The organism is Marinobacterium alkalitolerans (assembly GCF_017776525.1).
Taxonomy (GTDB): domain Bacteria; phylum Pseudomonadota; class Gammaproteobacteria; order Pseudomonadales; family Balneatricaceae; genus Marinobacterium; species Marinobacterium alkalitolerans.
This window is the reverse complement of the sequence record NZ_JACVEW010000006.1, coordinates 37,898-60,704: the sequence shown is the minus strand read 5'-3', so window position 1 is coordinate 60,704 and position 22,807 is coordinate 37,898. Positions and strand designations below refer to the sequence as shown.

General features: G+C 58.2%; 20 protein-coding genes. 12 read left to right on the top strand and 8 right to left on the bottom strand.

All coding sequences use genetic code 11. The annotated features are described in order from the left end of the window. Positions 1-35 precede the first annotated feature (35 nt). Positions 36-1,613: a peptide chain release factor 3 gene (locus tag H9C73_RS05305; RefSeq protein WP_209286760.1), complete on the top strand. Its 1,578-nt coding sequence runs from the start codon at positions 36-38 to the stop codon at positions 1,611-1,613. 195 nt (positions 1,614-1,808) lie between these two features. After that, positions 1,809-2,588: a TatD family hydrolase gene (locus H9C73_RS05300; RefSeq protein WP_209286759.1), complete on the top strand. Its 780-nt coding sequence runs from the start codon at positions 1,809-1,811 to the stop codon at positions 2,586-2,588. Here H9C73_RS05300 and H9C73_RS05295 read toward each other — a convergent pair. Both H9C73_RS05295 and H9C73_RS05290 read right to left on the bottom strand, forming a co-directional pair. After that, positions 2,579-2,968 carry a hypothetical protein gene (locus tag H9C73_RS05295; protein WP_209286758.1) on the bottom strand — a complete coding sequence of 130 codons (390 nt, stop codon included), beginning with the start codon at positions 2,966-2,968 and terminating at the stop codon, positions 2,579-2,581. The genes H9C73_RS05300 and H9C73_RS05295 overlap by 10 nt on opposite strands. A 112-nt stretch (positions 2,969-3,080) precedes the next feature. Beyond that, entirely contained in the window at positions 3,081-4,991 is a 1,911-nt protein-coding gene (locus tag H9C73_RS05290; RefSeq protein WP_209286757.1) for a beta-ketoacyl synthase, read from the bottom strand. A gap of 201 nt (positions 4,992-5,192) precedes the next feature. Between H9C73_RS05290 and H9C73_RS05285 the strand changes: the two genes are divergently transcribed. Further along, a complete protein-coding gene (locus tag H9C73_RS05285) occupies positions 5,193-5,849 on the top strand; it encodes an OmpA family protein (RefSeq protein ID WP_209286756.1) in 657 nt (218 codons plus the stop codon). 51 nt (positions 5,850-5,900) lie between these two features. On the opposite strand, the gene zapB is transcribed toward H9C73_RS05285, so the two are convergent. Both zapB and H9C73_RS05275 read right to left on the bottom strand, forming a co-directional pair. Next, the gene (gene zapB, locus H9C73_RS05280) at positions 5,901-6,095 is read right to left on the bottom strand and encodes a cell division protein ZapB (RefSeq protein WP_209286755.1); all 195 of its coding nucleotides are present in this window, start codon (positions 6,093-6,095) and stop codon (positions 5,901-5,903) included. A gap of 48 nt (positions 6,096-6,143) precedes the next feature. Further along, a complete protein-coding gene (locus tag H9C73_RS05275) occupies positions 6,144-7,373 on the bottom strand; it encodes a flagellar assembly protein T N-terminal domain-containing protein (protein WP_209286754.1) in 1,230 nt (409 codons plus the stop codon). A 98-nt stretch (positions 7,374-7,471) separates the two neighbouring features. Here H9C73_RS05275 and H9C73_RS05270 point away from each other — a divergent pair, with 98 nt between their 5' ends. After that, on the top strand, positions 7,472-8,890 hold the full coding sequence (locus tag H9C73_RS05270) for a penicillin-binding protein activator (RefSeq protein WP_209286753.1): 1,419 nt from the start codon (positions 7,472-7,474) through the stop codon (positions 8,888-8,890). Here the strand turns inward: H9C73_RS05270 and H9C73_RS05265 are convergent. The 4 genes from H9C73_RS05265 to map form a co-directional block, all read right to left on the bottom strand. Then, positions 8,884-9,837 (bottom strand): LysM peptidoglycan-binding domain-containing protein, encoded by a 954-nt coding sequence (locus H9C73_RS05265; RefSeq protein WP_209286752.1) that lies wholly within the window; start codon positions 9,835-9,837, stop codon positions 8,884-8,886. The two genes, H9C73_RS05270 and H9C73_RS05265, sit on opposite strands and share 7 nt — an antisense overlap. Before the next feature lie 30 nt (positions 9,838-9,867). Beyond that, positions 9,868-10,425 (bottom strand): LPP20 family lipoprotein, encoded by a 558-nt coding sequence (locus H9C73_RS05260; protein WP_209286751.1) that lies wholly within the window; start codon positions 10,423-10,425, stop codon positions 9,868-9,870. Positions 10,426-10,563: 138 nt separating this feature from the next. Beyond that, positions 10,564-13,218: a [protein-PII] uridylyltransferase gene (locus H9C73_RS05255; protein ID WP_209286865.1), complete on the bottom strand. Its 2,655-nt coding sequence runs from the start codon at positions 13,216-13,218 to the stop codon at positions 10,564-10,566. A 57-nt stretch (positions 13,219-13,275) separates the two neighbouring features. Next, a complete protein-coding gene (gene map / locus H9C73_RS05250) occupies positions 13,276-14,049 on the bottom strand; it encodes a type I methionyl aminopeptidase (protein ID WP_209286750.1) in 774 nt (257 codons plus the stop codon). Positions 14,050-14,324: 275 nt separating this feature from the next. Here map and rpsB point away from each other — a divergent pair, with 275 nt between their 5' ends. The 8 genes from rpsB to bamA all read left to right on the top strand — a co-directional run bounded on the left by rpsB (position 14,325) and on the right by bamA (position 22,741). Continuing rightward, positions 14,325-15,062, top strand: a complete 738-nt coding sequence (gene rpsB, locus H9C73_RS05245) for a 30S ribosomal protein S2 (protein WP_209286749.1) — start codon at positions 14,325-14,327, stop codon at positions 15,060-15,062. A 103-nt stretch (positions 15,063-15,165) separates the two neighbouring features. After that, entirely contained in the window at positions 15,166-16,026 is an 861-nt protein-coding gene (gene tsf, locus H9C73_RS05240; RefSeq protein WP_209286748.1) for a translation elongation factor Ts, read from the top strand. A gap of 88 nt (positions 16,027-16,114) precedes the next feature. Further along, positions 16,115-16,870 carry a UMP kinase gene (pyrH, locus tag H9C73_RS05235; RefSeq protein ID WP_209286747.1) on the top strand — a complete coding sequence of 252 codons (756 nt, stop codon included), beginning with the start codon at positions 16,115-16,117 and terminating at the stop codon, positions 16,868-16,870. Then, entirely contained in the window at positions 16,863-17,420 is a 558-nt protein-coding gene (gene frr / locus H9C73_RS05230) for a ribosome recycling factor (RefSeq protein ID WP_209286746.1), read from the top strand. Before pyrH ends, frr begins: the two co-directional genes overlap by 8 nt. Before the next feature lie 35 nt (positions 17,421-17,455). Further along, entirely contained in the window at positions 17,456-18,220 is a 765-nt protein-coding gene (gene uppS, locus H9C73_RS05225) for a polyprenyl diphosphate synthase (protein ID WP_209286745.1), read from the top strand. Next, a complete protein-coding gene (locus tag H9C73_RS05220) occupies positions 18,214-19,017 on the top strand; it encodes a phosphatidate cytidylyltransferase (RefSeq protein ID WP_209286744.1) in 804 nt (267 codons plus the stop codon). The genes uppS and H9C73_RS05220 overlap by 7 nt, the downstream gene beginning before the upstream one ends. 7 nt (positions 19,018-19,024) lie before the next feature. Beyond that, positions 19,025-20,383, top strand: coding sequence for a sigma E protease regulator RseP (rseP, locus tag H9C73_RS05215; protein WP_209286743.1), 1,359 nt, complete (start codon positions 19,025-19,027; stop codon positions 20,381-20,383). Positions 20,384-20,431: 48 nt separating this feature from the next. Further along, positions 20,432-22,741, top strand: a complete 2,310-nt coding sequence (bamA, locus tag H9C73_RS05210) for an outer membrane protein assembly factor BamA (protein ID WP_209286742.1) — start codon at positions 20,432-20,434, stop codon at positions 22,739-22,741. Positions 22,742-22,807 lie beyond the last annotated feature (66 nt).

The window sequence follows — 22,807 nt, the reverse complement described above, 5'->3', positions numbered from 1 at the left end:
AGCCTGCTTCTGACCACAAGGTAAGACCCGAGTCCATGTTCATATCCCAGGAAGTCGCCAAACGCCGTACCTTTGCCATCATCTCTCACCCCGATGCCGGTAAGACCACCATTACCGAGAAGCTGCTCCTGCTGGGGCAGTTGATTCAGGTGGCGGGGACCGTCAAGGGGCGCGGCAGTGATCGTCATGCGACATCCGACTGGATGAGCATGGAGCAGGAGCGTGGCATCTCCATTACCTCGTCCGTGATGCAGTTTCCCTATAACGACCGCATCGTAAACCTGCTGGACACCCCGGGGCATGAAGACTTCTCGGAAGATACCTACCGGACCCTGACAGCGGTTGATTCTGCCCTGATGGTGGTTGATGGCGCCAAGGGTGTCGAGGAGCGTACCATCAAGCTGATGGACGTTTGTCGCCTGCGTGACACGCCGATCTTCTCCTTCGTCAACAAACTGGACCGCGATATTCGTGATCCGATCGAGTTGCTGGATGAGATTGAAGAGGTGCTGAAGATCGAGGCCGCCCCGGTGAACTGGCCGATCGGCTCGGGCAAGTGGTTCAAGGGTGTATACAACCTCTACACGGACACCATCCACCTGTTTACCCCGGGTCAGGGGCATCAGCTGCCGGAAGACAAGCGCATTCAGGGGCTGGACTCGGACGAAGCCCGCGCGCTACTTGAGGACGAGTATGACGATTTCGTGGACGAGATCGAGCTGGTCAAGGGGGCCTGTCACGAGTGGGATCAGGAAGCCTATCTGGCCGGCAAGATGACGCCCGTCTTCTTTGGCACCGCCCTGGGCAACTTTGGCGTCAAGGAGATGCTGGACGACTTTGTCGAGTGGGCACCGGCGCCGCCGCAACGTCCGACCGAAACGCGTGAAGTCTCGGCGGATGAAGCGGGTTTCAGCGGGTTCGTGTTCAAGATTCAGGCGAACATGGATCCCAAGCACCGTGACCGCATCGCCTTCATGCGCATCTGCTCCGGCAGCTACACCCGTGGCATGAAGATGAAGCATGTACGTACCGGCAAGGATGTACGCATTGCCGATGCCGTGACCTTTATTGCAGGGGATCGTGAGAACGTGGAGGAGGCCTGGTCGGGCGATATCATTGGCCTGCACAACCACGGCACCATCCAGATCGGGGATACGTTCACGGCGGGTGAGTCACTGAAGTTTACGGGTATCCCGCACTTTGCGCCCGAGATGTTCCGCCGTGTACGGCCCACCGATCCGCTGAAAATGAAGCAGCTGCAAAAGGGCCTGAAGCAGCTTTCGGAGGAAGGTGCCGTTCAGCTGTTCCAGCCGATGAAAAACAACGACCTGATTCTGGGCGCGGTGGGTCAGCTGCAGTTTGACGTAGTGGTGTTCCGTCTGAAGGATGAATACAAGGTCGATTGCCTCTACGAGCCGATCAGTGTGCAGACAGCGCGTTGGGTCGAGTGTGATGACCCGAAGATGCTGGGTGACTTTGAGCGCAAGGCACATGAGAACCTGGCTTACGATGGCGCAGGTCTGCTCACCTATCTGGCACCGACCCGAGTCAACCTCTCCCTGACGGAAGAGCGCTGGCCCGAGGTTCGCTTCCGCGCGACGCGGGAGCACTGATCTCCCCGGGCACCCCGGTATTTCGGGGCCAGCTCTCCGGGAGACCTGCCATGGCCACCAGGCCGACCGACAGCGCCATGGATGGCGCTGTCGAGCCTACAGGGATGTATAGCGGCGAAAGCCGCGAACGGCGTGTCGGTGTGTGGCTATGGCAGGGTGGTCATCACTGCATGCATTCTATGCCATACTCTGAGCATGCTGATTGATACCCATTGCCACCTCGACTTCCCCGACTTCGATACCGACCGTGACGCCGTCATCGAGCGGGCGCTGGAGGCTGGGGTAGGGGCGATCATCGTCCCCTCTGTCACTGTGGATAACGTTCAGCGCGTCCTCGATCTCTGTGCGGCTTCATCCCGTTTTTATCCGGCCCTGGGGCTGCACCCCTGTTTTTCCCACGACCCTGAATCCGCGCTGACAGCCCTTGAGCAAGCGTTGCAAGCTCATCGGCAAGAGGTTGTGGCGGTGGGTGAGATCGGGCTGGACTTTCGATCCGGTCAGCCGGATGTACGGCAGCAGGAGTCACTTCTGGTTGCCCAGCTGCAACTGGCCAAGGCGCATGATCTGCCGGTGCTGCTGCATGCGGTTCGGTCGCATGATGCCGTTCTGAAACAGCTTCGGCGGGCTGAACTGCCGCGAGCCGGCATTGTGCATGCATTCTCCGGCAGTGAGCAGCAGGCACGTGAATATGCCAGGCTGGGCTTTAAACTCGGTTTCGGTGGTGCCTGCACCCATGATCGGGCGCGCAAACTGCAACGGCTGGCAACCGAGTTGCCGCTGGAGTGGCTGGTGCTGGAAACGGATGCACCTGACATGCCACTGCAGGGGCATCAGGGAGAGCGAAACGAGCCTGGTCAGGTGGCTGTGGTGGCGGCACATCTGGCCGCTTTGCGCGGGATATCGCTGGAAGAGCTGTTGACCCGAACCTGTGCCAATGCGGCACAGGTGCTGGGCCTGGATCCGGGTCAGTCGTAAAGGCTGTCGATGGCCTGGTCAAGCGTTTCCCATACCCTTTTGGTATGCTCGCTGCGACCCAATCTGATGTAGCGACCATCATCATCGACTTGCTCAACAGTATACGCACCTTCCGGCGGGTTCATCAGCATTCGGGCCAGGGTCAATGGGTAGTTGGGACCCGACACCGTCTGGCCGTAGAGGTTTTCAATCGGTTTCAGCCGGGCACGAACAGATACGATATAGGACAGATCCATGCAGGTACGCGAGGTGCCCTTGCACAGGCTCAGCTGGCGTGTATCCAGCGTGTAAAAAGGCTCATCCGGGTTACCCTGGAGGCCACCCAAACTCATGCAGCCGCTCAGTGTTACTACCCCGGCCAGCAGGCTCAAACGTTTCATGGCAACATCCTGTTTGTTCATTGGAATGGGCCGAGTGTAACAGAAAACCCTGCCCGCCCTGCCAGCGAAACGGCTGACGCAAATGGGAGGGTTTCCTGTGTACGCCTTTCGATCAGCACATGTCCTTGTAGGGGTTATCCACTTTCAGTGATACCGGCTTGGCGTAGCCGGGCAGGCGAATTTCCTGTGCGCTGATCTGCAGGTCTTCACCGGTCAGTACATTGTGATCGTAGCGGTAGATCGGGCGTGCCTGTCCGTTGACGGCCGACTGGTTGTAGGCGGCTGCCTGTTCCCGTACCTGCTCACGACGCTTGCGCCACTGGGTCATGGCCGCATCGCCGTGACGTTTGCTGAGCAGCTGTTCGGCCACGTGCGGTGCCAGTACGGCGGCACTGGCATTGTTGCCGCCGAACCCCTTGGCATTGATCAGCACCGAGTCCATCCCTTCGATACCCACCTCCAGGTGCTGCAGCGGCAGGTTCAGGTTGGAGCCGTGCACATCCGTGGCGACCTCGGGGGTGGTGGTGAGGCCGGGAATCAGACCGTGTTTCCATACGCCCAGAGAGGCGAACAGCTGATCACCGCCTGCGGTGCCCTGAGAGTGGCCCAGGTAGGCCTTGACGGCGCTGACGGTCCAGGCCGGGATATCAAATGCCTTGGCGGTTTCATTGATGACGTGGGACTCGGTGACCCGGTTCTGAGGGGTGCTGGTGCCATGTGCCTGCACAAAGCTGCGCTGGCGCAGAGACTCTTCACCCAGAAGGGTGCCCACGAGGGAAGCCGCCTTGCCCAGTGTCATGTAGTTGCCCACGCCCGGTGCCGAAATTGACTTCTTGTGACCATCGGCGTGGACGAATACGTCGGCTACGGCGCCTTGAATGTCAGCGCCCAGCTCCAGCGCCAGGTCGTCGCTCATCAGCACTAGGAACTGGCTGGATTCACCCATGGTGAAGCCGCAGTTGTTACCGAACGGTCGGCAGGCCTTGCGGTAGTGCTCCTCTGCCAGCTCAGCCAGATCGTCCAGCGCCATCAGCTGCTTGTCTTCGGCCAGTGCGCCCATGGCACGGAAGCCTTCGATGATCTCGGGGGTCACCGGTGCGTCACTGCCACCAACCAGTACCAGTTTGCACTGGCCGCTGCGGATCGCTTCAACGCCGTTCTTCAGGTTATAGAGGAAGGTGGCACAGGCGCCCAGTGCGCCGCCGGTGGTGCCCACGTTGCCCAGCAGGTAGGCATTGATGAAATCGGCTGGCATCTGGGCGTAGCCCAGCGGCATCTGCTTGGAGGTGGTGCGCTTGCCCAGCGCCGGGAACTTGGTCAAGCCGCCAAAGCCCAGGTCGTCCAGCTGACCAATGGAGTTGCTGGCAAACACGGCAATCTGATCCGGGGCCAGCCGGTCCAGCAGTCCGTCATAATCGATGCCCATGGAGCGCAGGGCGTCCGATGCGGCATAGACCGCCATTTGCAAGCCGCGCGGATGGTTGCGCGACTGGTAGAGCTTGCCGGGCTCAAAGCCGGTTGGCAGCATGCCGGCGCTTTGTACCAGTGCCGTCTTGGTATCCGGGAAAATCAGGTCGCAGTTGCCATCGATGGTCACTTCCGATTGACTGGCGCCCAGATCGCGCACCTGCCAATTGGAGGGGATCACCTGCGGCAAATGGCGGTTGCGCAGACGGAAGGTGAGGGGGGCTTCAGCGGGTTTTGCGGTTGCCGGGCGGTTGAACATGACCGCGTTGACATCAAACCAGTCCGGGTGAATGCGACGGATCAGGGTACGCTCACGTACCTGCTGCTCGATGGCGGCCGCCAGTCCGTCTCGGCTCATCAGGGCGTCACCCAGCTTGAATTGTCCACTGTCGTCAAGACTGGCCAGTCCGGTCAGAGTGGCAAGGTCAACCAGCATTTCCTCGCGACTGGCGGTATCGAGACGATCCATGACCAGACGGCGGTAGCCTTGATGAAAAGATGTACGACCAGCGGGGCTGATACCACCAAAACCGACAATGACAGGCAGTTGAGACAAGAGAAACTCCTCGGGGTGGTGACGCAGATGACGATTAGGGATAACAGCGCATTTTATCGCCTGAAGTGACCACTGGCCAGCGTTGAAGCGCTGTTTGATGCCGATCATTGGTTCTGTTTTTCATCCCGGATTCAGCTATGCTGAGGTAAACAGTCGGCATCTCGCTTCCGACGAGGAGCACATGGGTATTCAGGAGGAAACATGAAAAAGCTGATTCTGGCGACAGCCCTCACCACATTGACTCTGGGCGGGTGTACCACCCTTGACCCCTACACCCAGCAGTCCAAGACCTCGAATGCGACCAAGGGTGCAGGTATCGGGGCCGTAGCCGGTGCGGTTCTGGGGGCGGCCGTGTCCGATAAGGGCGACCGTAATGAGGGCGCGCTGGCGGGTGCTGCGATCGGGGGTGCCCTGGGTGGCGGTATCGGTTACTACATGGACCGTCAGGAGATGTTGCTGCGTCAGGAGCTTGAGGGTACCGGCGTGCGAGTCGAGCGTGTCGGTGACAGCATCCGCCTGATCATGCCCGGCAACATTACCTTCGCGACCGACAGTGATCGTGTGGCGCCATCGTTTTATCCGGTACTGGATTCGGTGGCCAAGGTGTTGATGAAGTTCGACCGCACTCAGGTAGCGGTGGAGGGCTTTACCGATTCGACCGGCTCGTTCGAGTACAACCAGCGCCTGTCGGAGCGACGTGCCAACAGCGTGGCGCGCTATCTGAACTCGGTGGGTGTCAACAGCCTGAGGCTTGATGCCCGCGGGCTGGGTGAGCGTTATCCGGTGGCCAGCAATGATACGGATGCAGGGCGTGCGTTGAACCGCCGTGTGGAGATCAAGATTCGCGGCACTCAGTAAACACTCTAGCGAGCGCGCAGCTCCGGTGGGGCTGCGCGCAGGGTATGGCTGTTACAGGCTGGTGCTGTCGTTGAGGCGGTCAAACTTGCCCAGCATGCGCTTGAGCTGTTCTTCGGTCTGAGACTGCTCCTGTTCGAGTGCCGACTTGGCTTCGCGCAGCTCACTTATTTCGAGACGCAGCAGTTCGACCTCTTCGATCAATCCCTCAATTTTTCCTTCCAGCTCAACAAAGAGTTCGCTCTGCATGGGGGGTATACTCCTTAAACATCCGGCAAAAGCGCAAGATTAAGCGGCCTAGTGCGCGATTACAATATCGTCACGCTGGATGTTCAGGCCTGCTGCCGGCAGTTCAAGCGTGCCTCGGCTCATGTTGGGCTGAAGATTGTCCAGTGTGAGGCTGTAGCCGGTGTTTTCCAGTTCAAGGCGGGTCTCCCCGTCGAGCCCATACTGGGTGAAGCGTCGATACACGCTCAGGCGATCCCCTTCTGCCAGGCCATCCTGGGCACCGGCGTTGATCCAGACCTGGTTGTCGCGGGTGCGGACGATGCGTGCGCGGAAGGGCTCACAGGCCAGCTGCAGCTGGATATCGTTGCTGACAGCGCGAATAACGGAGCGCATCTGCTGCCCAAATGGCTGGCGCCAGAAGGTTGGCGTACCAAAACCGACGGCGGCATGGCTGTCGGCGTCCCAGTCAGCGCTCATGTGGTAACGCTGCTGGTGTTTGAGGTGACCGGTGAGGGCATCGTGGATAAACAGGTCCAGCACAAAATCCCGTTTGTCGAAGCGCTCTTGCACATCGGCCTGGCGGTAGAGGTCAATCAGCACGTTGGGTTCACGTGGACCGGTCGGATGGTGAGGGGCCAGGCTGCGAATAACGCCACTGACCAGGTACTGAACGTTGTGCTGCTCGCTGTCGTTCAGCACGGTAGTAAGGGTGCCTTCCGGCAGGCGCTTGACCGGGGCCAGCTGAGGGGCTCCGATAATGTTCAATTCGCCGGCGTCAATTGCATTGAAACTGCTGCTGCGGCGCAGCTCATATGCCAGCAGGGTGGCAAAAGATTGCTGAATGTCCTGCAGCTGGCCGTTGCGGGCATCGCCGGGGCGCTCCAGCGGGAAGTGGGTGACGGCCAGTGATTTGTGATACGCCGTTTCCGGCTGGCTGTCCTTGCAGCCCTGAGCGATGTCAACGTCGGCAATGATGGTCACGCTGATCTGTCCGTTGCGAATCTCTTCATCGATCACGCGCACATTGCTGACCTGACCCAGGCTGCGCAGCCTGAGCGTATCGACTTCAATAATCCCATCACGTACCTGGCGTGTGGAACTGAGCCAGGAGGAGGCACGAATAGATGCCTGCTGCATGGCACGCTCCAGCGCCTCTTGGCGCGACAGACCGGGGTCCTCTCCAGAGTATGGGGCTTGCCCTGTCGCTTCAACGGCGATGGCATGGGCCAGGTTGGCCATTAATGTCAGGCTGAAGCTGATTGCTAGCGTCTGAAGCAAGACCCTGAAAGAATGTTTCATGCGACCGTGGCTCAAGTTGCAAGGATGTGTTTGATTGTAACGGGGAAGTCGAAGCAGTAACAGGCGTGCGAATGAGAGAGCGAAGGGGGAGTGGGGTCATGCGCAGAAGCATCTGCCGATGGCTGATCAGCGTGCTTCTGCTCTGGGCTGGCGGGCTCGGTGCAGAGGGTATGCCGGACCTGCGTGCCCGCATCGAAGCGGAGGGGGCGCTGTCGGGCGCGGCTGGATTCGAGCGCATCTGGCGTGCGCTTCAGGGGGTATCCACGCTGGAGCTGATCGAGTTAAGTCAGGCGCAGGACAACAACTACTTTGAGCAGGGCTGGTTTGAGCTGGCGCGTCGCTATCGGCTGGCTCCGCCGGGTGAGCGTGCCGCTCAGCTGGATGCCTGGAAGCGTGACTGGTACCACCACCCGGCCTCAAACTGGCTGTCGCTGTTGCAGGGTCCGTCGGTAGCCCGCATGGCGCTTCCAGACGTCATTCGCTCAATGGGGGTGCTGTTGCCACTGGAAGGGACGTTTGCATCCGAAGGGCAGGCGGTACTGGCCGGCATCCGTGCGGCTCTGGAGTGGGACCGTCAGCGTGGAATGGCCATACCGGATCTCACCGTGAAGGATACCTCCGGCATTCGTGATCCCTCCAGCCTGATCGGACGACTCAGTCAGCAGGAAGGGGTCGATCTGGTCGTGGGCCCCTTGCAGCCCGGGCTTTCAACTCGGCTCAATCAGGCTTTGCCGGTCGCGGTGTTGGCTCTGAATCGTACCGGTGAGCGGGCCTTTAACGGCTTTCAACTTGATCTGGCGTCTGATCAGGAACTGGTGCAGCTGGCCGAGCTGATGAGTCGGGAAGGGCGTCAGCGCATCCTGTTGCTGGCACCATCCGGTGAGGGTTGGGTTGAGCCCCTGCTTGTGTGGGCCGAGCAGCAGCTCAAGGAAAACGGGATGGTTCCGCTGGGGAGGCTGCGCTTCGAGTCCGAGCTCAAGGCGCTGGAGCGCCAGTTGAGCCGCTGGCTGGGGCTGGATGCCAGTCGCGCCAGAGGCATGCTGCTGCAGCAGATAACCGGGACGGAGGCGCAACTGACGCCTCGGCGAAGGCAGGATGTGGATGCGGTGCTGTTGATTGCGCGGCCGGAGCAGGCGCGCCTGGTGAAGCCTGTGCTGGATTACCTGCATGCCGGCAACCTGCCGGTATATGCCAGTGCCCACCTGTTTTCGGGGACACCCGACCCCAACCGGGATCGTGACCTGGAGGGTATACGTTTCTGTGACATGCCCTGGCGCCTCAGGCAGCGGGAAGGGGTCACGTCTTCCAGTGTGTTCTTTGCACTGGGGGTTGATGCCGGCTCAGTCTATCGGGCGCTGGGGAAAATGCAGGCGGGCGTCCCGGGCTATTTTGAGGGCGAAACGGGCCGCTTGAGGCTGAACGAGAGCGGACGATTGACGCGAACACTGCTGTGCGCGCGTTTTCGCCATGGTGTACCTGAGCCCTATGTCTGGGGCAGCGGTCGACCGCTTCAGTGAAGTCGGTCACCCACGGCGGGTACCTGCTGGGCGCTCATGACCAGCGCAAGGCTGGATGACGTACTGGTATCGATAATCATGGCCCAGCCAGTCGGGCGGCTTGGGTATTCAATCAGACTTTCGTGTTCGCTCCTGACCGGGTTTTGAGGCTCGATACGCAGCAGGTGGCCCGGCTGAAGGCCGTTGTCAGAGCCTTGTTCAAGCACCAGCAGGAAGCCGCCGGGCTGTTCGTACAGCGCCTTGGCCACACGGGCGTTAAAGGTCTGGTCGGGGTAGCTGGGCTGAATGCGGAAGGGCGCGCGTGTGAGGGGCAGCAGCATTGCATCTTCACGCGGGCGCTCATTGCTGGCGGTGACCAGGAAGCTGGCCAGGTTGTCTCGGTGCAGTGCCGGGCGTGCCGTGGCAACGCGCTTCAACTCCAGCGTCTGTGTCTGTACCGGTTCGGTACTCTGCTGGAATACGCCGTATTCCCGGCGTTGCAGCGTTCGGCCAGCCAGATCATCAGAGTAGATATGCAGACCGTCGGCTTCTTGGCGCACCGCATGGATGCGAATACTGTTGGGCGTGTTGTCCAGCAGACGGTAATCGCGCCGCACCCGGTCCACATGGCCGCTCCGAATCAGATCAAGTGCCATCACCTGGATGGGGTCGGGACGCTCTATCTCAGTGCCGGCTTCGGGGGGGGCGGGCGCGTCCGGAGCGGTTTCTGCCTTGACGGGTTCACCCTCTGTCGGCAGTTTCAAGCGCATGCCCACCGCCAGCTGCTCCGGCTGGCGAATATCGGGGTTCAGTGCCCAGATCTCGCGCCAGCGGTCGGCACTGCCTAGATGGGTCGCGGCAATGGATGACAGGCTGTCACCCCGCTGGACCTCATAGCTGGCCGGTGCAGCCGACAGAATGCCGGCGAAGGCCACGAGAGACAGTGGCCAGAGGTGTTTCAGGCGCATATCAGGCACTCCCGGGGGCGTTGCCGAAGATCAGTAGCGTGGTGCAAAGCTGGTGCCGAAGCTGAAGGCACCGCCACTGGGCAGGCTCCCGCCCATGGAGTGACGTCGGCGCTCCTGCTCCAGCATGCGCAGCATGCGGCTGCGACTGATCTTGAGTGACATGGTAGTGACGGCCATGCCATCCGGCTGAAATTCCTGCTCGGTGATGGCGGCACCTTGTACAAAAGTGTTGATGTACGTGCGCAGGCGGTCGCGGTCGGCAATAAAGTCATCCACACGGGTATCACCGACGACCTGAATGCCCGAGATCTGCTCGGCGATCTTGCGGTAGGCGTCGACTTCGGACGCGCGCAGAGCCATCAGGCGGCGTTGTACCAGGTTTTCGAAGGTGCTTTTGGGGGCGCCGTAGCCGGTTACAGTGATCACCTGGGTATCATCAACGCCTGCTGCGGACTGTGTGATGGCGTTGTTGTAGGTTTGCTGGGCCGGTGCCTGGCAGTTGGCGCAGGTGTTGTAGGCGTAGGGGGCACAGCCTGAAATCAGCAGGGCGATACCCGCGAGGGTGGAAAACTTGATGATGTTGTTCATAAGCCACACATTCCTTATCGACTTCGGGGACGGCTATGCCCATTGAAAACAATAGACTGTATCGGTCATCTGGCACGCAACTTTAGCAAAAAAGAGCCGCTGTAACGAAAAAGAGACAGCGTGGCTGTCTCTTGGTGTTCAGTTTACATGCTGATCCAGTTGCTCGCAGATGGCCTGCTGCAGCCGGCGGCAGAGGTCAGGGTCACTGATCGGCTGGTTGTCCGAGTCGGTAATGAAGAAAAAGTCTTCCACGCGCTCGCCGATACTGGAAATCTTGGCCTTGCGTACCGAAATGTCGAATTCCACAAAGATGCGCCCTATACGCGCCAGCAGGCCGGGACGGTCCGGGGTGATCACTTCCAGCACGGTCTGCTGTGCCACCGGATCATTGCTGAGCGTCATGCGGGTGGGGGTCGTGAACAGTTTGAGCTGGCGTGGCACGCGGCGCTGAATAATGTCGGGATAGTCCTCTGGGTCATCCAGTTCCTCGGTCAGGTGCTGCTGGATATGGGCGAGGTACTCCGGGTTTTCCGACAGAGGCTGGTTGTCATCGGTGAGCACTGTGTAGGTGTTCAGCGTGCGGCCATGGTCCGTCAGAATAATGCGTGCATCCTGAATATTCAGATTAAGCTGGTCCATGGCCGCGACCGTAGCGGGGAACAGGGTGGGCAGGTCTTCGCTGTAAATGAAGATCTCGGTGGCGCCCTCGAACACGCGGTATGACGTCTTGCGAATCAGGACCAGTGGCAGCGGGTTGTCACCATGCTCAAGGATGGCCTGAGTATGCCAGGCGATATTGTGAGCATCTTCGCGCAGAAAATAGTCATCCCCGAGCAGATCCCAGTAGTCCAGGACCTCCTCCTCCGGCACTCCCTTGCGTGACAGCAGCAGCATGGCCTCATGCTGTACCTGTTCGATCCGGTCTTCCTTGTTGATCGGGTTCTCCAGACCGCGGCGCAGGGCGCGCTTGGTGTCCATGTAGAGCTGGCGCAGCAGGGTTGCCCGCCAGCTGTTCCACAGGGTGTTGTTGGTAGCGTTGATGTCCGCCACCGTGAGGACGTACAGGTAATCCAGATGCACCAGATCACGCACTTCCAGAGCAAAGTTGTGGATCACTTCCGGGTCGGAAATGTCACGGCGCTGGGCGGTCATCGACATCTTCAGGTGGTTGCGGACAAGCCAGGCCACCAGATGGGTATCCCATTTGCCCAGGTGGTGTCGACGGCAGAAGCTGATGACATCCTCGGCACCCAGCTCCGAGTGGTCGCCGCCACGTCCCTTGGCGATGTCGTGGTAGAGCCCGGCGATATACAGCAGCTCAATCTTGGGCAGCTGGTTGACGATACGGTGCGCGATGGCGAACTTTTCCCGGTACTCCGGGTGGCGGAACTGACGCATCTTCTGAATGACCTTCAGGGTATGCGCATCCACGGTGTAGATATGGAACAGGTCGTGCTGCATCTGACCCACGATCTTGCCGAACTCCGGCAGGTAGCGGCCGAGAATGCCATAGCGGTTCATGCGCTTGAGTTCGGTGGAAACCCCTTCGGGTGAGCGCAACAGCTCCATGAACAGGGAGGTGTTGCGGATATCGTGCCGGAACTCGTCGTCGATCAGGTGTCGGTGGTCACGGACCAGACGTATGGTCGAGGCTCTGACCCCTTTGATTTCAGGGTGCTGTGCCATCAGTACGAACAGTTCCATGATCGCGAAAGGGTGGTGTTCAAACACCTTGTCGTAGACCGTTTCAAGGAAGTCGTTGCGGACCTGAAAGCGGTTGTTGAGCGGTCGAATGCTCTGCTCGTCATCGATGCGCAGGATCGCTTCGTCGAAGTGCTGCAGCAGCATGTCATTGAACTCCGACATGGCCATGGCCACGCGGTAATACTTGTTCATGAACTGCTCAACCGCCAGCGAGCCTTCCTGGTCCTCGTAGCCGAAGTAGGCAGCCAGACTGCGCTGATGATCGAACAGCAGGCGGTCTTCACGGCGCTTGCACAGCATGTGTAGGGCATAACGCACGGTCCAGAGGTAGAGCTCACCCTTGTTGAGGGTGTCCAACTCGGACTCGGTGACAAAACCATGGTCGACCAGGTCGCGAATATAGGTCGCACCGAAATGGCGCTTGGCCACCCAGCCGACGGTCTGAATGTCGCGCAGTCCACCCGGAGAAGTCTTCAGGTTGGGTTCCAGGTTGTATTCGGTGTTGTTGGTCTTCTCGTGGCGCTCCTTTTGCTCGGCCAGCTTGGCCTTGAAGAACTCCTTGTCGGTCCATGCGCCTTCCGAGGTGACGCGCTCATACATCTCGGCCTGCAGTGAGGGGTTGCCGGCGATGGTGCGCGATTCGATCAGGTTGGTAGCGATGGTAATGTCGTTACGGGCTTCGTCATAGCACTCGTTCAGGGTGCGAACGCTGGAGCCCAGATCCAGGCTGATATCCCAGAGCAATGTCAGAAAGCCGCTGATGCTGTCATGCCAGTCTTCCGGATTGGCATTATTGAACAGCAACAGGATGTCCACATCGGAATACGGGTGCAGCTCGCCGCGCCCGTAGCCGCCAACGGCGACCAGTGCTGCCTGGTCATCACCAGGCCACTCGAACTGGTTCCAGGCAAGGTTGAGAATGCAGTCCAGTACCCAGGCACGGCCATAGATGAGTCGGCGGATGTCATCACCGGCACGGAAAGCCTCATCCATGCGTGCCTGAGAGGTTCTCAGCGCCTGCTTGAGCACCTTGACGGCCGGCTGCTCGCCGGCTTTGAGCTGTTGTTCCAATTGTGCCGGATCCAGCATGTCGGGAACGGCTGCAAGCGGCTGAGCAGGTCGGGTCATGGTGGCTCTCTCGTGATTTCAGGCGGCTTTTTCTTCGTTTCGCAGGGTCAGGATCTCATATCCGTCAGCCGTGACAAGGACCGTGTGCTCCCACTGCGCCGAGAGGCGGCGATCGGCTGTTTCGACCGTCCAGCCATCACGCTTGTTAAGCTTCACATGGCGCTTGCCGGCGTTGATCATCGGCTCGATGGTGAAGATCATGCCCTCTTTCAGCTCTTCGCCGGTACCGGCCTTGCCGTAGTGCAGCACTTGCGGGTCTTCATGGAATTCAGCCCCAATGCCGTGACCGCAGTACTCACGCACGACCGAGTAGTGCTGGCTTTCGGCATACTTTTGAATGACTTCGCCAATGTCGCCCAGGTGAGCGCCGGGACGGACCTGCTCGATACCCTTCAGCATGCATTCCCGGGTCACCTCACACAGGCGCTGTGCATGCGGTGCAACATCACCCACGTAGAACATCTTGCTGGTATCGCCGTGGTAACCATCCTTGATAACGGTAATGTCGATATTGATGATGTCGCCGTTTTTCAATTTCTTGTCACTGGGGATGCCGTGGCAGACCACCTGATTAATGGAGGTGCAGATCGACTTGGGAAACCCGTGATAGTTCAGCGGCGCCGGCACGGCCTGCTGTTCATTCACGATATAGTCGTGGCAGATACGGTTAAGCTCATTGGTGGTCACCCCGGGCTTGACGTAAGGCTCGATCATCTCGAGAACCTCAGCTGCCAGCCGGCAGGCAACACGCATCTTTTCGATCTCTTCAGGGGTCTTGATCTTGATAGTCATAGCGTCTCGCGAGAATTGCAGAGAAAGTGGACCACTCTCAACAGCGGCCAATTGATGTTGGGCAACTATTGTACCTAAAGCGCGGGGCTGGCGCCAAAGAGTACTTCAAAAACACCCAGGTCTATGCTATAAATCGCGCTCCCGAAAGAGGTGCCCCGGCAGCTCTGAATTTAATCAACACAACACACACATATCGACACATCCGTCCTGGGTGCCGTCATGCGGTTGGGCGATGGGATATGTGGAGGTTATAACCCGTTAGAGGATTTACCACAATGGCAAAAGTATCCATGCGTGACCTGCTGAAAGCAGGTGTTCACTTCGGTCACCAGACGCGTTACTGGAACCCGAAAATGTCCAAGTTCATTTTCGGTGCGCGCAACAAGATCCATATCATCAACCTGGAACACACCCTGCCGGCGCTGAACAACGCCCTGGATGTGGTTCAGAACATGGCCAGCAACAAGAACAAGATCCTGTTCGTCGGTACCAAGCGTGCTGCGAGCAAAGTGATCAAAGAGGAAGCCGCTCGCGCTGGCATGCCTTACGTTAATCACCGCTGGCTGGGTGGTATGCTGACCAACTACAAAACCATCCGTCAGTCTATCCGTCGTCTGCGTGACCTGGAAGCCCAGTCTCAGGACGGTACTTTCGAGAAGCTGACCAAGAAAGAAGCCCTGATGCGTACCCGTGAAATGGACAAGCTGGAGCTGTCCATCGGTGGTATCAAGGACATGGGTGGTCTGCCGGACGCACTGTTCGTGATCGATGTTGAGCATGAGCGCATTGCCATCAATGAAGCCAACAAGCTGGGTATCCCGGTGATCGGTGTTGTTGATACCAACAGCAACCCGGATGGCATCGACCACGTGATCCCGGGTAACGACGACGCTCTGCGTGCAATCCAGATCTACGTGAAGTCTGTTGCTGATGCCTGCGTTGAAGGTGCATCTGCAAACGCTGGCGACAAAGGCGAATTCGTTGAGGTTGACGCTGAAGCTGCTGCTCAGTAATCGGGCTGACAACTTGAGCCGCTAGTGTAACCGGATATTGAAAGGGGGGCCTGGCTCCCCTTTTTTGGATTTGAATACAAGCGATTATAGAGAGGAATGCGACATGGCGAATATCTCTGCAGCGATGGTTAAGGAACTGCGTGAGCGTACCGGCCTGGGCATGATGGAGTGCAAGAAGGCGCTGGTTGAAGCTGAAGGCGACATCGAGAAAGCGATCGATGATCTGCGTAAGGCATCCGGCATGAAGGCAGCCAAGAAGGCTGGCCGTACTGCCGCTGACGGTGTGGTTGCCATTAAAGTGGCTGACGACAACAGCTACGCGCTGGCGCTGGAAGTCAACTCAGAGACTGACTTCGTTGCGCGTGACGAAAACTTCCTGGGCTTCGTAAACACCGTTCTGGAAAAGGCATTCGCTGACAAGCAGTCTGACGTGGCTGCGCTGATGGAAGGCGAGCTGGAATCTGCGCGTGAAGCACTGGTTCAGAAAATCGGTGAGAACATCAGCGTTCGTCGCATCATGCTGGTAGAAGGTGATGTGGTTGATGCTTACGTTCACAGCAACAACCGTCTGGCTGCACTGGTTGCGCTGAAAGGTGGTAATGCAGAAGCCGCGCGTGATGTTGCCATGCACGTAACCGCTGTTAACCCGCGTGTTGCACGTCCGGAAGATATGCCGGAAGAAGAGCTGCAGCGCGAGAAAGAAATCATCATGGCGCAGCCGGATATGGAAGGCAAGCCGGATGAGATCAAGGAAAAAATGGCTGGCGGCCGCATCAAGAAATTCCTGGCTGAAAACAGCCTGGTTGAGCAGCCGTTCGTCAAGAACCCGGACCAGACTGTCGGTCAGATGGTCAAGGATGCGGGTGCTGAAGTTGTATCCTTTGTTCGCGTTGCAGTGGGCGAAGGTATCGAAGTCGAAGAGAAAGACTTCGCGGCTGAAGTTGCTGAACAGCTGAAAGGCTGATTGCGCAACGCCCCTCGGTCGGGCTTCTCTGCCCGGCCGTTTGCTTTCCTGCTACACTTTTGCCATTTCGTCCGCGCGGAGACTGAACATGCCTGCCACTGATAAACAATCCAGATACAAGCGACTGCTGCTGAAGCTGAGCGGTGAAGCCTTGATGGGGGATGAGAACTTCGGGATTGATCCCAAGGTGCTCAACCGTATGGCGCTCGAAATCGGGCAGCTGGTGGGTATTGGTGTCCAGGTGGGTATGGTGATCGGCGGGGGTAACCTGTTTCGTGGCGCGGCGCTGAGTGCTGCGGGCCTGGACAGGGTGACCGGTGATCACATGGGAATGCTGGCCACCGTGATGAACGCACTGGCGATGCGAGATGCGCTGGAGCGCTGTAATATTGCCACGCGTGTCATGTCGGCTATCCCGATGAGCGGTGTGGTCGATCAGTATGACCGCCGTAATGCCCTGCGTTATCTGAACCAGGGTGATGTAGTGATTTTTTCTGCCGGAACCGGTAATCCGTTTTTTACGACAGACTCTGCCGCCTGCTTGCGCGGTATCGAGATCGAAGCGGATGTGGTTCTCAAGGCAACCAAGGTTGACGGTGTTTTCACGGCAGACCCGATGAAAGACCCTGAAGCTACCCGTTATTCGCACCTGACATTTGATGAGGTGCTTGAGCGACAGCTGGGTGTTATGGATATGACAGCCATCTGTCTGACACGCGATCATGACATGCCGGTGCGGGTGTTCAATATGAACAAGCCGGGCGCACTGGTAAACCTCGTGGTTGGCGGTGATGAAGGAACTCTGATTGATAGCGGCTCAACGGCTGGAGAAAACAATGATTAATGAGATTACAAATGATGCGGACAGCCGCATGCAGAAAAGTGTTGATTCCCTGGTAGAGAACTTCAAAAAGATCCGTACCGGGCGTGCACACCCCAGCATTCTGGACTCGATCACTGTTTCTTACTATGGCTCTGATGTGCCGATCCAGCAGGTTGCCAACGTGTCGGTTGAAGACGCACGTACCCTGACCATCATTCCCTGGGAAAAGAAAGTGGTTGGGGATATTGAAAAGGCGATCATGAAGTCTGACCTGGGCCTCAACCCCAGTACGGCGGGTGATGTGATCCGTGTGCCCATGCCGCCGCTGACTGAAGAAACCCGTAAGGGCTACATTCGCCAGGCGCGCGCCGAAGCCGAGAATGCCCGTGTTGCGATCCGCAATATTCGCCGTGATGCCAATGGGGACATCAAGGACCTTCTGAAGGAGAAGGATATTTCCGAAGATGACAGCCGTCGCGGCGAAGATCAGGTTCAGAAGCTGACTGACAAGTATGTGGGTGAGGTGGACAGCCTGCTGGCACAAAAAGAAAAAGACCTGATGGAAATCTAACCTGACAGGCGGGGCGTGCCCCGCTACGGATCTGCATGGCTTCTGATCAGCAATTGACCATACCGCCGGGGCGCAGTATGCCTCGGCACATCGCTATTATCATGGATGGCAACAACCGCTGGGCCAAGCAGCGCCACCTGCCCGGGCTTGCGGGCCACAAGGCAGGTGTCGACAGTGTTCGTGCCGTCATTGAGTGCTGCGTGGAGCAGGGTGTCGAGGCACTGACGTTATTTGCTTTCAGTAGTGAAAACTGGAAACGGCCCGCGCTGGAAGTAAAGGGGTTGATGCAGCTGTTCATGCGCGCCCTCAATAACGAGGTGCGAAAGCTGGCGCGGCACAACATCCGTCTGCGCATCATTGGCGACATCAGTCGCTTCAGTCCGGAGCTGCAGGCGCGAATTCGTGAAGCAGAAGCTGAAACCGCCGATAACACCGGGCTGTGTCTGAATATCGCCGCCAACTACGGTGGGCGCTGGGATATCACGGAAGCGGCGCGTCGACTGGCGCAGCGCTGTCAGGCCGGTGAGCTGGACCCTGCGGATATCGATGAAGAGCTGCTGGGACGTGAAATGGCGCTATCCGACCTGCCTGCGCCTGACCTCTGTATTCGCACCGGTGGTGAGCAGCGGATCAGTAATTTCCTGATCTGGCAGCTTGCTTATACCGAGCTGTACTTCGCCCCCTGTTTTTGGCCCGAGTTTGGCAAGGCCCAGATGATGGAGGCCATCCAGTCATTCCTGACGCGTGAACGCCGGTTTGGTCGCACCAGTGAACAGGTGGAGGCCGACCAGTCGTGCTGAAGCAACGCATTCTGACCGCTGCCCTGCTTGCCCCTCTGGCATTGGCGGCCCTGTTCCTGCTGCCACAGTACTGGCTTGCCTGGGTGTTGGGTGCCGTATTCTGCTACGGGGGTCTTGAATGGGCCAACCTGTGCCGTCTGTCTGCGCGTGGCAGTGTCCTGCTGTTGGGTGTTATGGCGGCAGCGATGTGGGGGCTGATGGCCTCGCCTGTGCTGGCGCAGCTGGCTGTATGGCTTGCCGTTGCATTCTGGTGTGCAGCGCTCCTGCTGGTGCTGAAGTACCCCGTCAGTGCCCGCTTCTGCGAAAACCCCATGCGTATTCTGTTTGGTCTTCTGGCTCTGGTGCCCGCCTGGTATGCGATGCTGGCCGTGCGAGATAATGAGGGAGGTCTGGCCTTCTTGTTGATGCTCCTGCTGCTGGTTTGGGGGGCCGATATCGGTGCCTATGCGGCGGGCAAGAGCTTTGGTCGCAACAAGCTTCTGCCGGCCGTAAGCCCCGGCAAGACTCGCGAGGGGCTCTGGGGCGGGCTTGTCACCTGTGTACTGATCGGGCTGGCTTTTTCGCTTTGGCTGGAACTCCCGTTTGTTGCAACCGTCCAACTGACAGTGCTGGCGCTGCTGACTGGCCTGGCCTCTGTGCTGGGCGATCTGCTGGAAAGCATGCTCAAGCGTGAACGGGGCATCAAGGACAGTGGTCGGCTGTTGCCCGGGCATGGTGGCGTGCTTGATCGTATCGACAGTCTTACGGCAGCTGCGCCTGTTTTTGCAGTCGGACTGACGTTGATTTGGGGTATCTGACAAGCCGATGGACCTGTTGCAGACATTGTTGGCGACTCTGGTCGCGCTGGGCGTGCTGGTGACGATCCATGAGTGGGGGCATTTCTGGGTTGCCCGCCGTTGTGGGGTCAAGGTGCTGCGCTTTTCAGTGGGGTTTGGTCGCCCCATCTGGATGCGTAAAGGGCGTGACGGGACCGAGTACGCCATCGCCGCCATTCCCTTGGGTGGGTACGTCCGGATGCTGGATGAGCGCGAAGGGGATGTGCCCGAATCGCTGCGGGACCAGGCCTTCAACAACAAGTCCGTTTATCAGCGCATCGCCATCGTGGCGGCTGGCCCGCTGGTCAACCTGGCCTTTGCTGTTCTGGCCTACGCGCTGCTGTTTTTGTCCGGTATCAGTGTTGTCGTCCCGGTTATTGGTGAAATTGTACCGGGGTCCCCGGCTGATCGTGCCTCTGTTCCGGCTCAGCAGGAAGTGCTGGCGGTTGACGGGCGTGAGGTACAGTCCTGGAACGAAATCAATCTTCGTCTGGCCTCCCATGTAGGCGAAACCGGCGCCATCGAAATGACGGTGGGCGAGCCTGCCCGTGGCGTGGCCCGTACCTATCGTGTCCCCATCGAGCAGTGGGATGTGGATCTTGAGCGAGAGTCGCCCCTGACGGCGGTTGGTATTCGGCCCTGGCGCCCGGAAGTGCCGCCGATTATCGGTCAGTTGTTGCCTGATGGGGCGGCAGTGGCAGCGGGCCTTGAAAGTGGTGACAGAATCCTCTCCGTCAATGGCGAGCCCATTGGTGACTGGCTGGCACTGGTTGAGGTCATTCAGGCCTCACCGGATACACGACTGGACCTGATGATTGAGCGGCAGGGACAGGAGCGGTCGCTGGTGCTGGTGCCGGGACGCCGAGAGATGCCGGATGGCGCAGTAAAAGGCTACATAGGGGCGGGGGTTGCGCCCTTTGAAATGCCTGCCGATATGCAGCGAACGCTGAGCTATGGCCCTGTGGAGGCTTTGGTAGCCGGTGTGGAGAAGACAGGTCAGATGATTGGCTTGACGCTGGAGTCAATCGGTAAAATGATCGCCGGGGTCATCTCGGTAAAAAACTTGAGTGGCCCGATAACCATTGCTAAAGTGGCGGGAACTTCGGCCGCTTCGGGGCTGGAGTCGTTCATCAGTTTTCTGGCCTATCTGAGTGTCAGTCTCGGCGTGCTGAACCTGCTGCCGATACCGATGCTGGATGGAGGTCACCTGCTGTACTACGCCGTTGAGCTGGTGCGGGGACGTCCCGTCAGTGAGCAGGTGCAGATGCTGGGATTGAGAATTGGCATGGCGTTGTTGTTCAGCCTGATGGCCTTGGCCATCGTCAATGATCTGGCCCGGTTATTCTGACGTGAGCCAGTTTTCCTATCAGTTAGCCATATAAGTAAGAAGTACTGCATGAAACGCAAGCTGGGTCTGTTTTTCGTATCGATGCTATGGATGGCGCAGGCGCAAGCTGCGGCACTCCCGTTTGAGGTTAATGACATACAGCTGGAAGGCCTGCAGAGGGTAGAGCCGGGAATCGTGTTTCGTCACTTTCCCGTCAACGCCGGTGACAGCCTGACTCGTGACCAGTTGTCTGATGCAGTACGTGAGCTGTTCGGCTCCGGCTATTTTGCCGATATCGAGGTCGAGCGCACGGGCGACGTGCTGGTGCTGAAGCTGAAGGAACGCCCCTCGGTTGCGCTGATCAACATTGAGGGCAACGATATCATCAAGGAAGAGCAGTTGCTGGCGGGTCTGAAACAGTCAGGCTTGCAGGAAGGTGATGTCTTCCGCCGCGCAGCGCTGGACCAGATTCGCCTGGATCTGCTGCGTGTCTACACCTCTCAGGGCCGCTACGGTGCCAATATTACCACGGATGTGGAGCCGCTCTCCGGTAACCGTGTTCAGCTCAATATCAACATCAACGAAGGTCAGGAATCGACCATTCAGCACATCAATATCGTCGGTAATACGGTGTTTACCGATGAAGAGCTGAAAGAGCTGTTTAGCCTCAAGTTGCCCAACTTCTGGTCTTTCTACACCAAGGATGGCCAATACGCCCGAGAAAAGATGACGGGTGACCTGGAGCGCCTGCGCTCCTGGTACTTCGACCACGGCTATGCCAATTTCAGTATCGACTCCGCTCAGGTATCCATTACGCCTGACAAGGAAAATATCTATATCACCGTCAGCATCTCCGAAGGCGAGCAGTTCAGCGTACGAGACGTATCAGTCGCCGGTGAAATGGTCGTGCCTCAGGATGTGCTGGAAAGTGCCATTACGCTGGAGCCGGGGCAGATTTTCTCGCGTGAAAAAATGACACGGAGCCAGGATAAGCTGGTACGCCTGCTGGGCGATGAGGGGTACATGTTTGCCAACGTGAGCCCGGTGCCCGAGTTGCACGATGACAATACCGTGTCGGTCAAGTACTTCCTTGAGCCGGGTAAACGGACCTACGTGCGCCGGATCAGCATCAAGGGGAATACCCGTACCGCCGACGAGGTCGTCCGCCGTGAGCTGGAGCAGATGGAAGCCGGTATCGCATCAACGCGTGACATCGAACGTTCCAAGACCCGCCTGGACAAGACCGGCTACTTCAAGACGGTCAACGTGGAAACACGCCCCGTACCCGGTACCGATGATCAGGTGGACCTGGAGTATACGGTTGAAGAGCAGCAGTCCGGCCAGTTTACGGCCAGTATCGGCTTCTCACAGAACGATGGCATCATTGTCGACCTGGGGGGGCAGCAGGATAACTTCCTCGGCAGCGGCAAGAAGGTTGGCTTCAATATATCGAATAGTTCCACCCGGACTGAATACAGCTTCAACTACCTGGACCCCTACTACACCGTTGATGGCGTCAGCCGAGGGTTTGATGTCTACTTCCGCGAGCGCGATTACGAGGAAGATGACATCAGCTCCTACACGGCCGATGAAGCGGGTGGCGGTGTTACCTTCGGCTACCCAATTGATGACTACCAGCGTTTGAGCTTCAGCGGTGATATCGAGTTTATCAAACTGAATACGTTCCCTCAGACCGCTCAGGAAGTAAGAGATTATATTGATAAGGAAGGTAATAATTTCCTTAACTGGAAACTAACGGCTGGTTGGAGCGATAACCGCTTGAACCGTGGGTTCTTCCCCACCCGCGGTTATGCACAGGGGGCATCCGTAGAGATTTCCATTCCGGGAAGTGACTTGGCCTATATGCAGGCTAACTACCGGAATAAGTGGTACCAACCCATGAATGATGATGAAACCTGGGTTGTTGGACTGCGAGGCCGTCTGGGGTATGGCGACAGCTTTGGTGACAATGCTTACCCGTTCTTTAAACATTTTTATGCGGGTGGTTTGAAAAATGTGAGAGGTTTTGCCAATAACTCGCTTGGGCCGCAGGATTCCAACGGTGATCCATTCGGGGGCAACCTGTTGATGACCGGCAGTGCCGAACTTATTTTCCCGATGCCCTTTGTAGGGGATAAAAGCGCTTGGCGCAGTCTGGTATTTATGGACGCTGGTAACGTCTATTCCACTGACTGCTTGAGCAGCCAGGCCAGCTGTGACAATAAGGTAGATCTTGGAGATCTGAGGTACTCCGTTGGGCTTGGGGTTAGCTGGCTGACCCCAATTGGTCCGTTGTCGATTTCGTTGGGTATGCCACTAAACGACAAGGACGATGATGATACTGAAGTATTCCAGTTCGCACTGGGCCAGACGTTCTAAGGAGATTGTATGAATTACTTTACGCGAGTTGCCGCATTTGTATTGGTACTGTTCAGTTCACAGGTT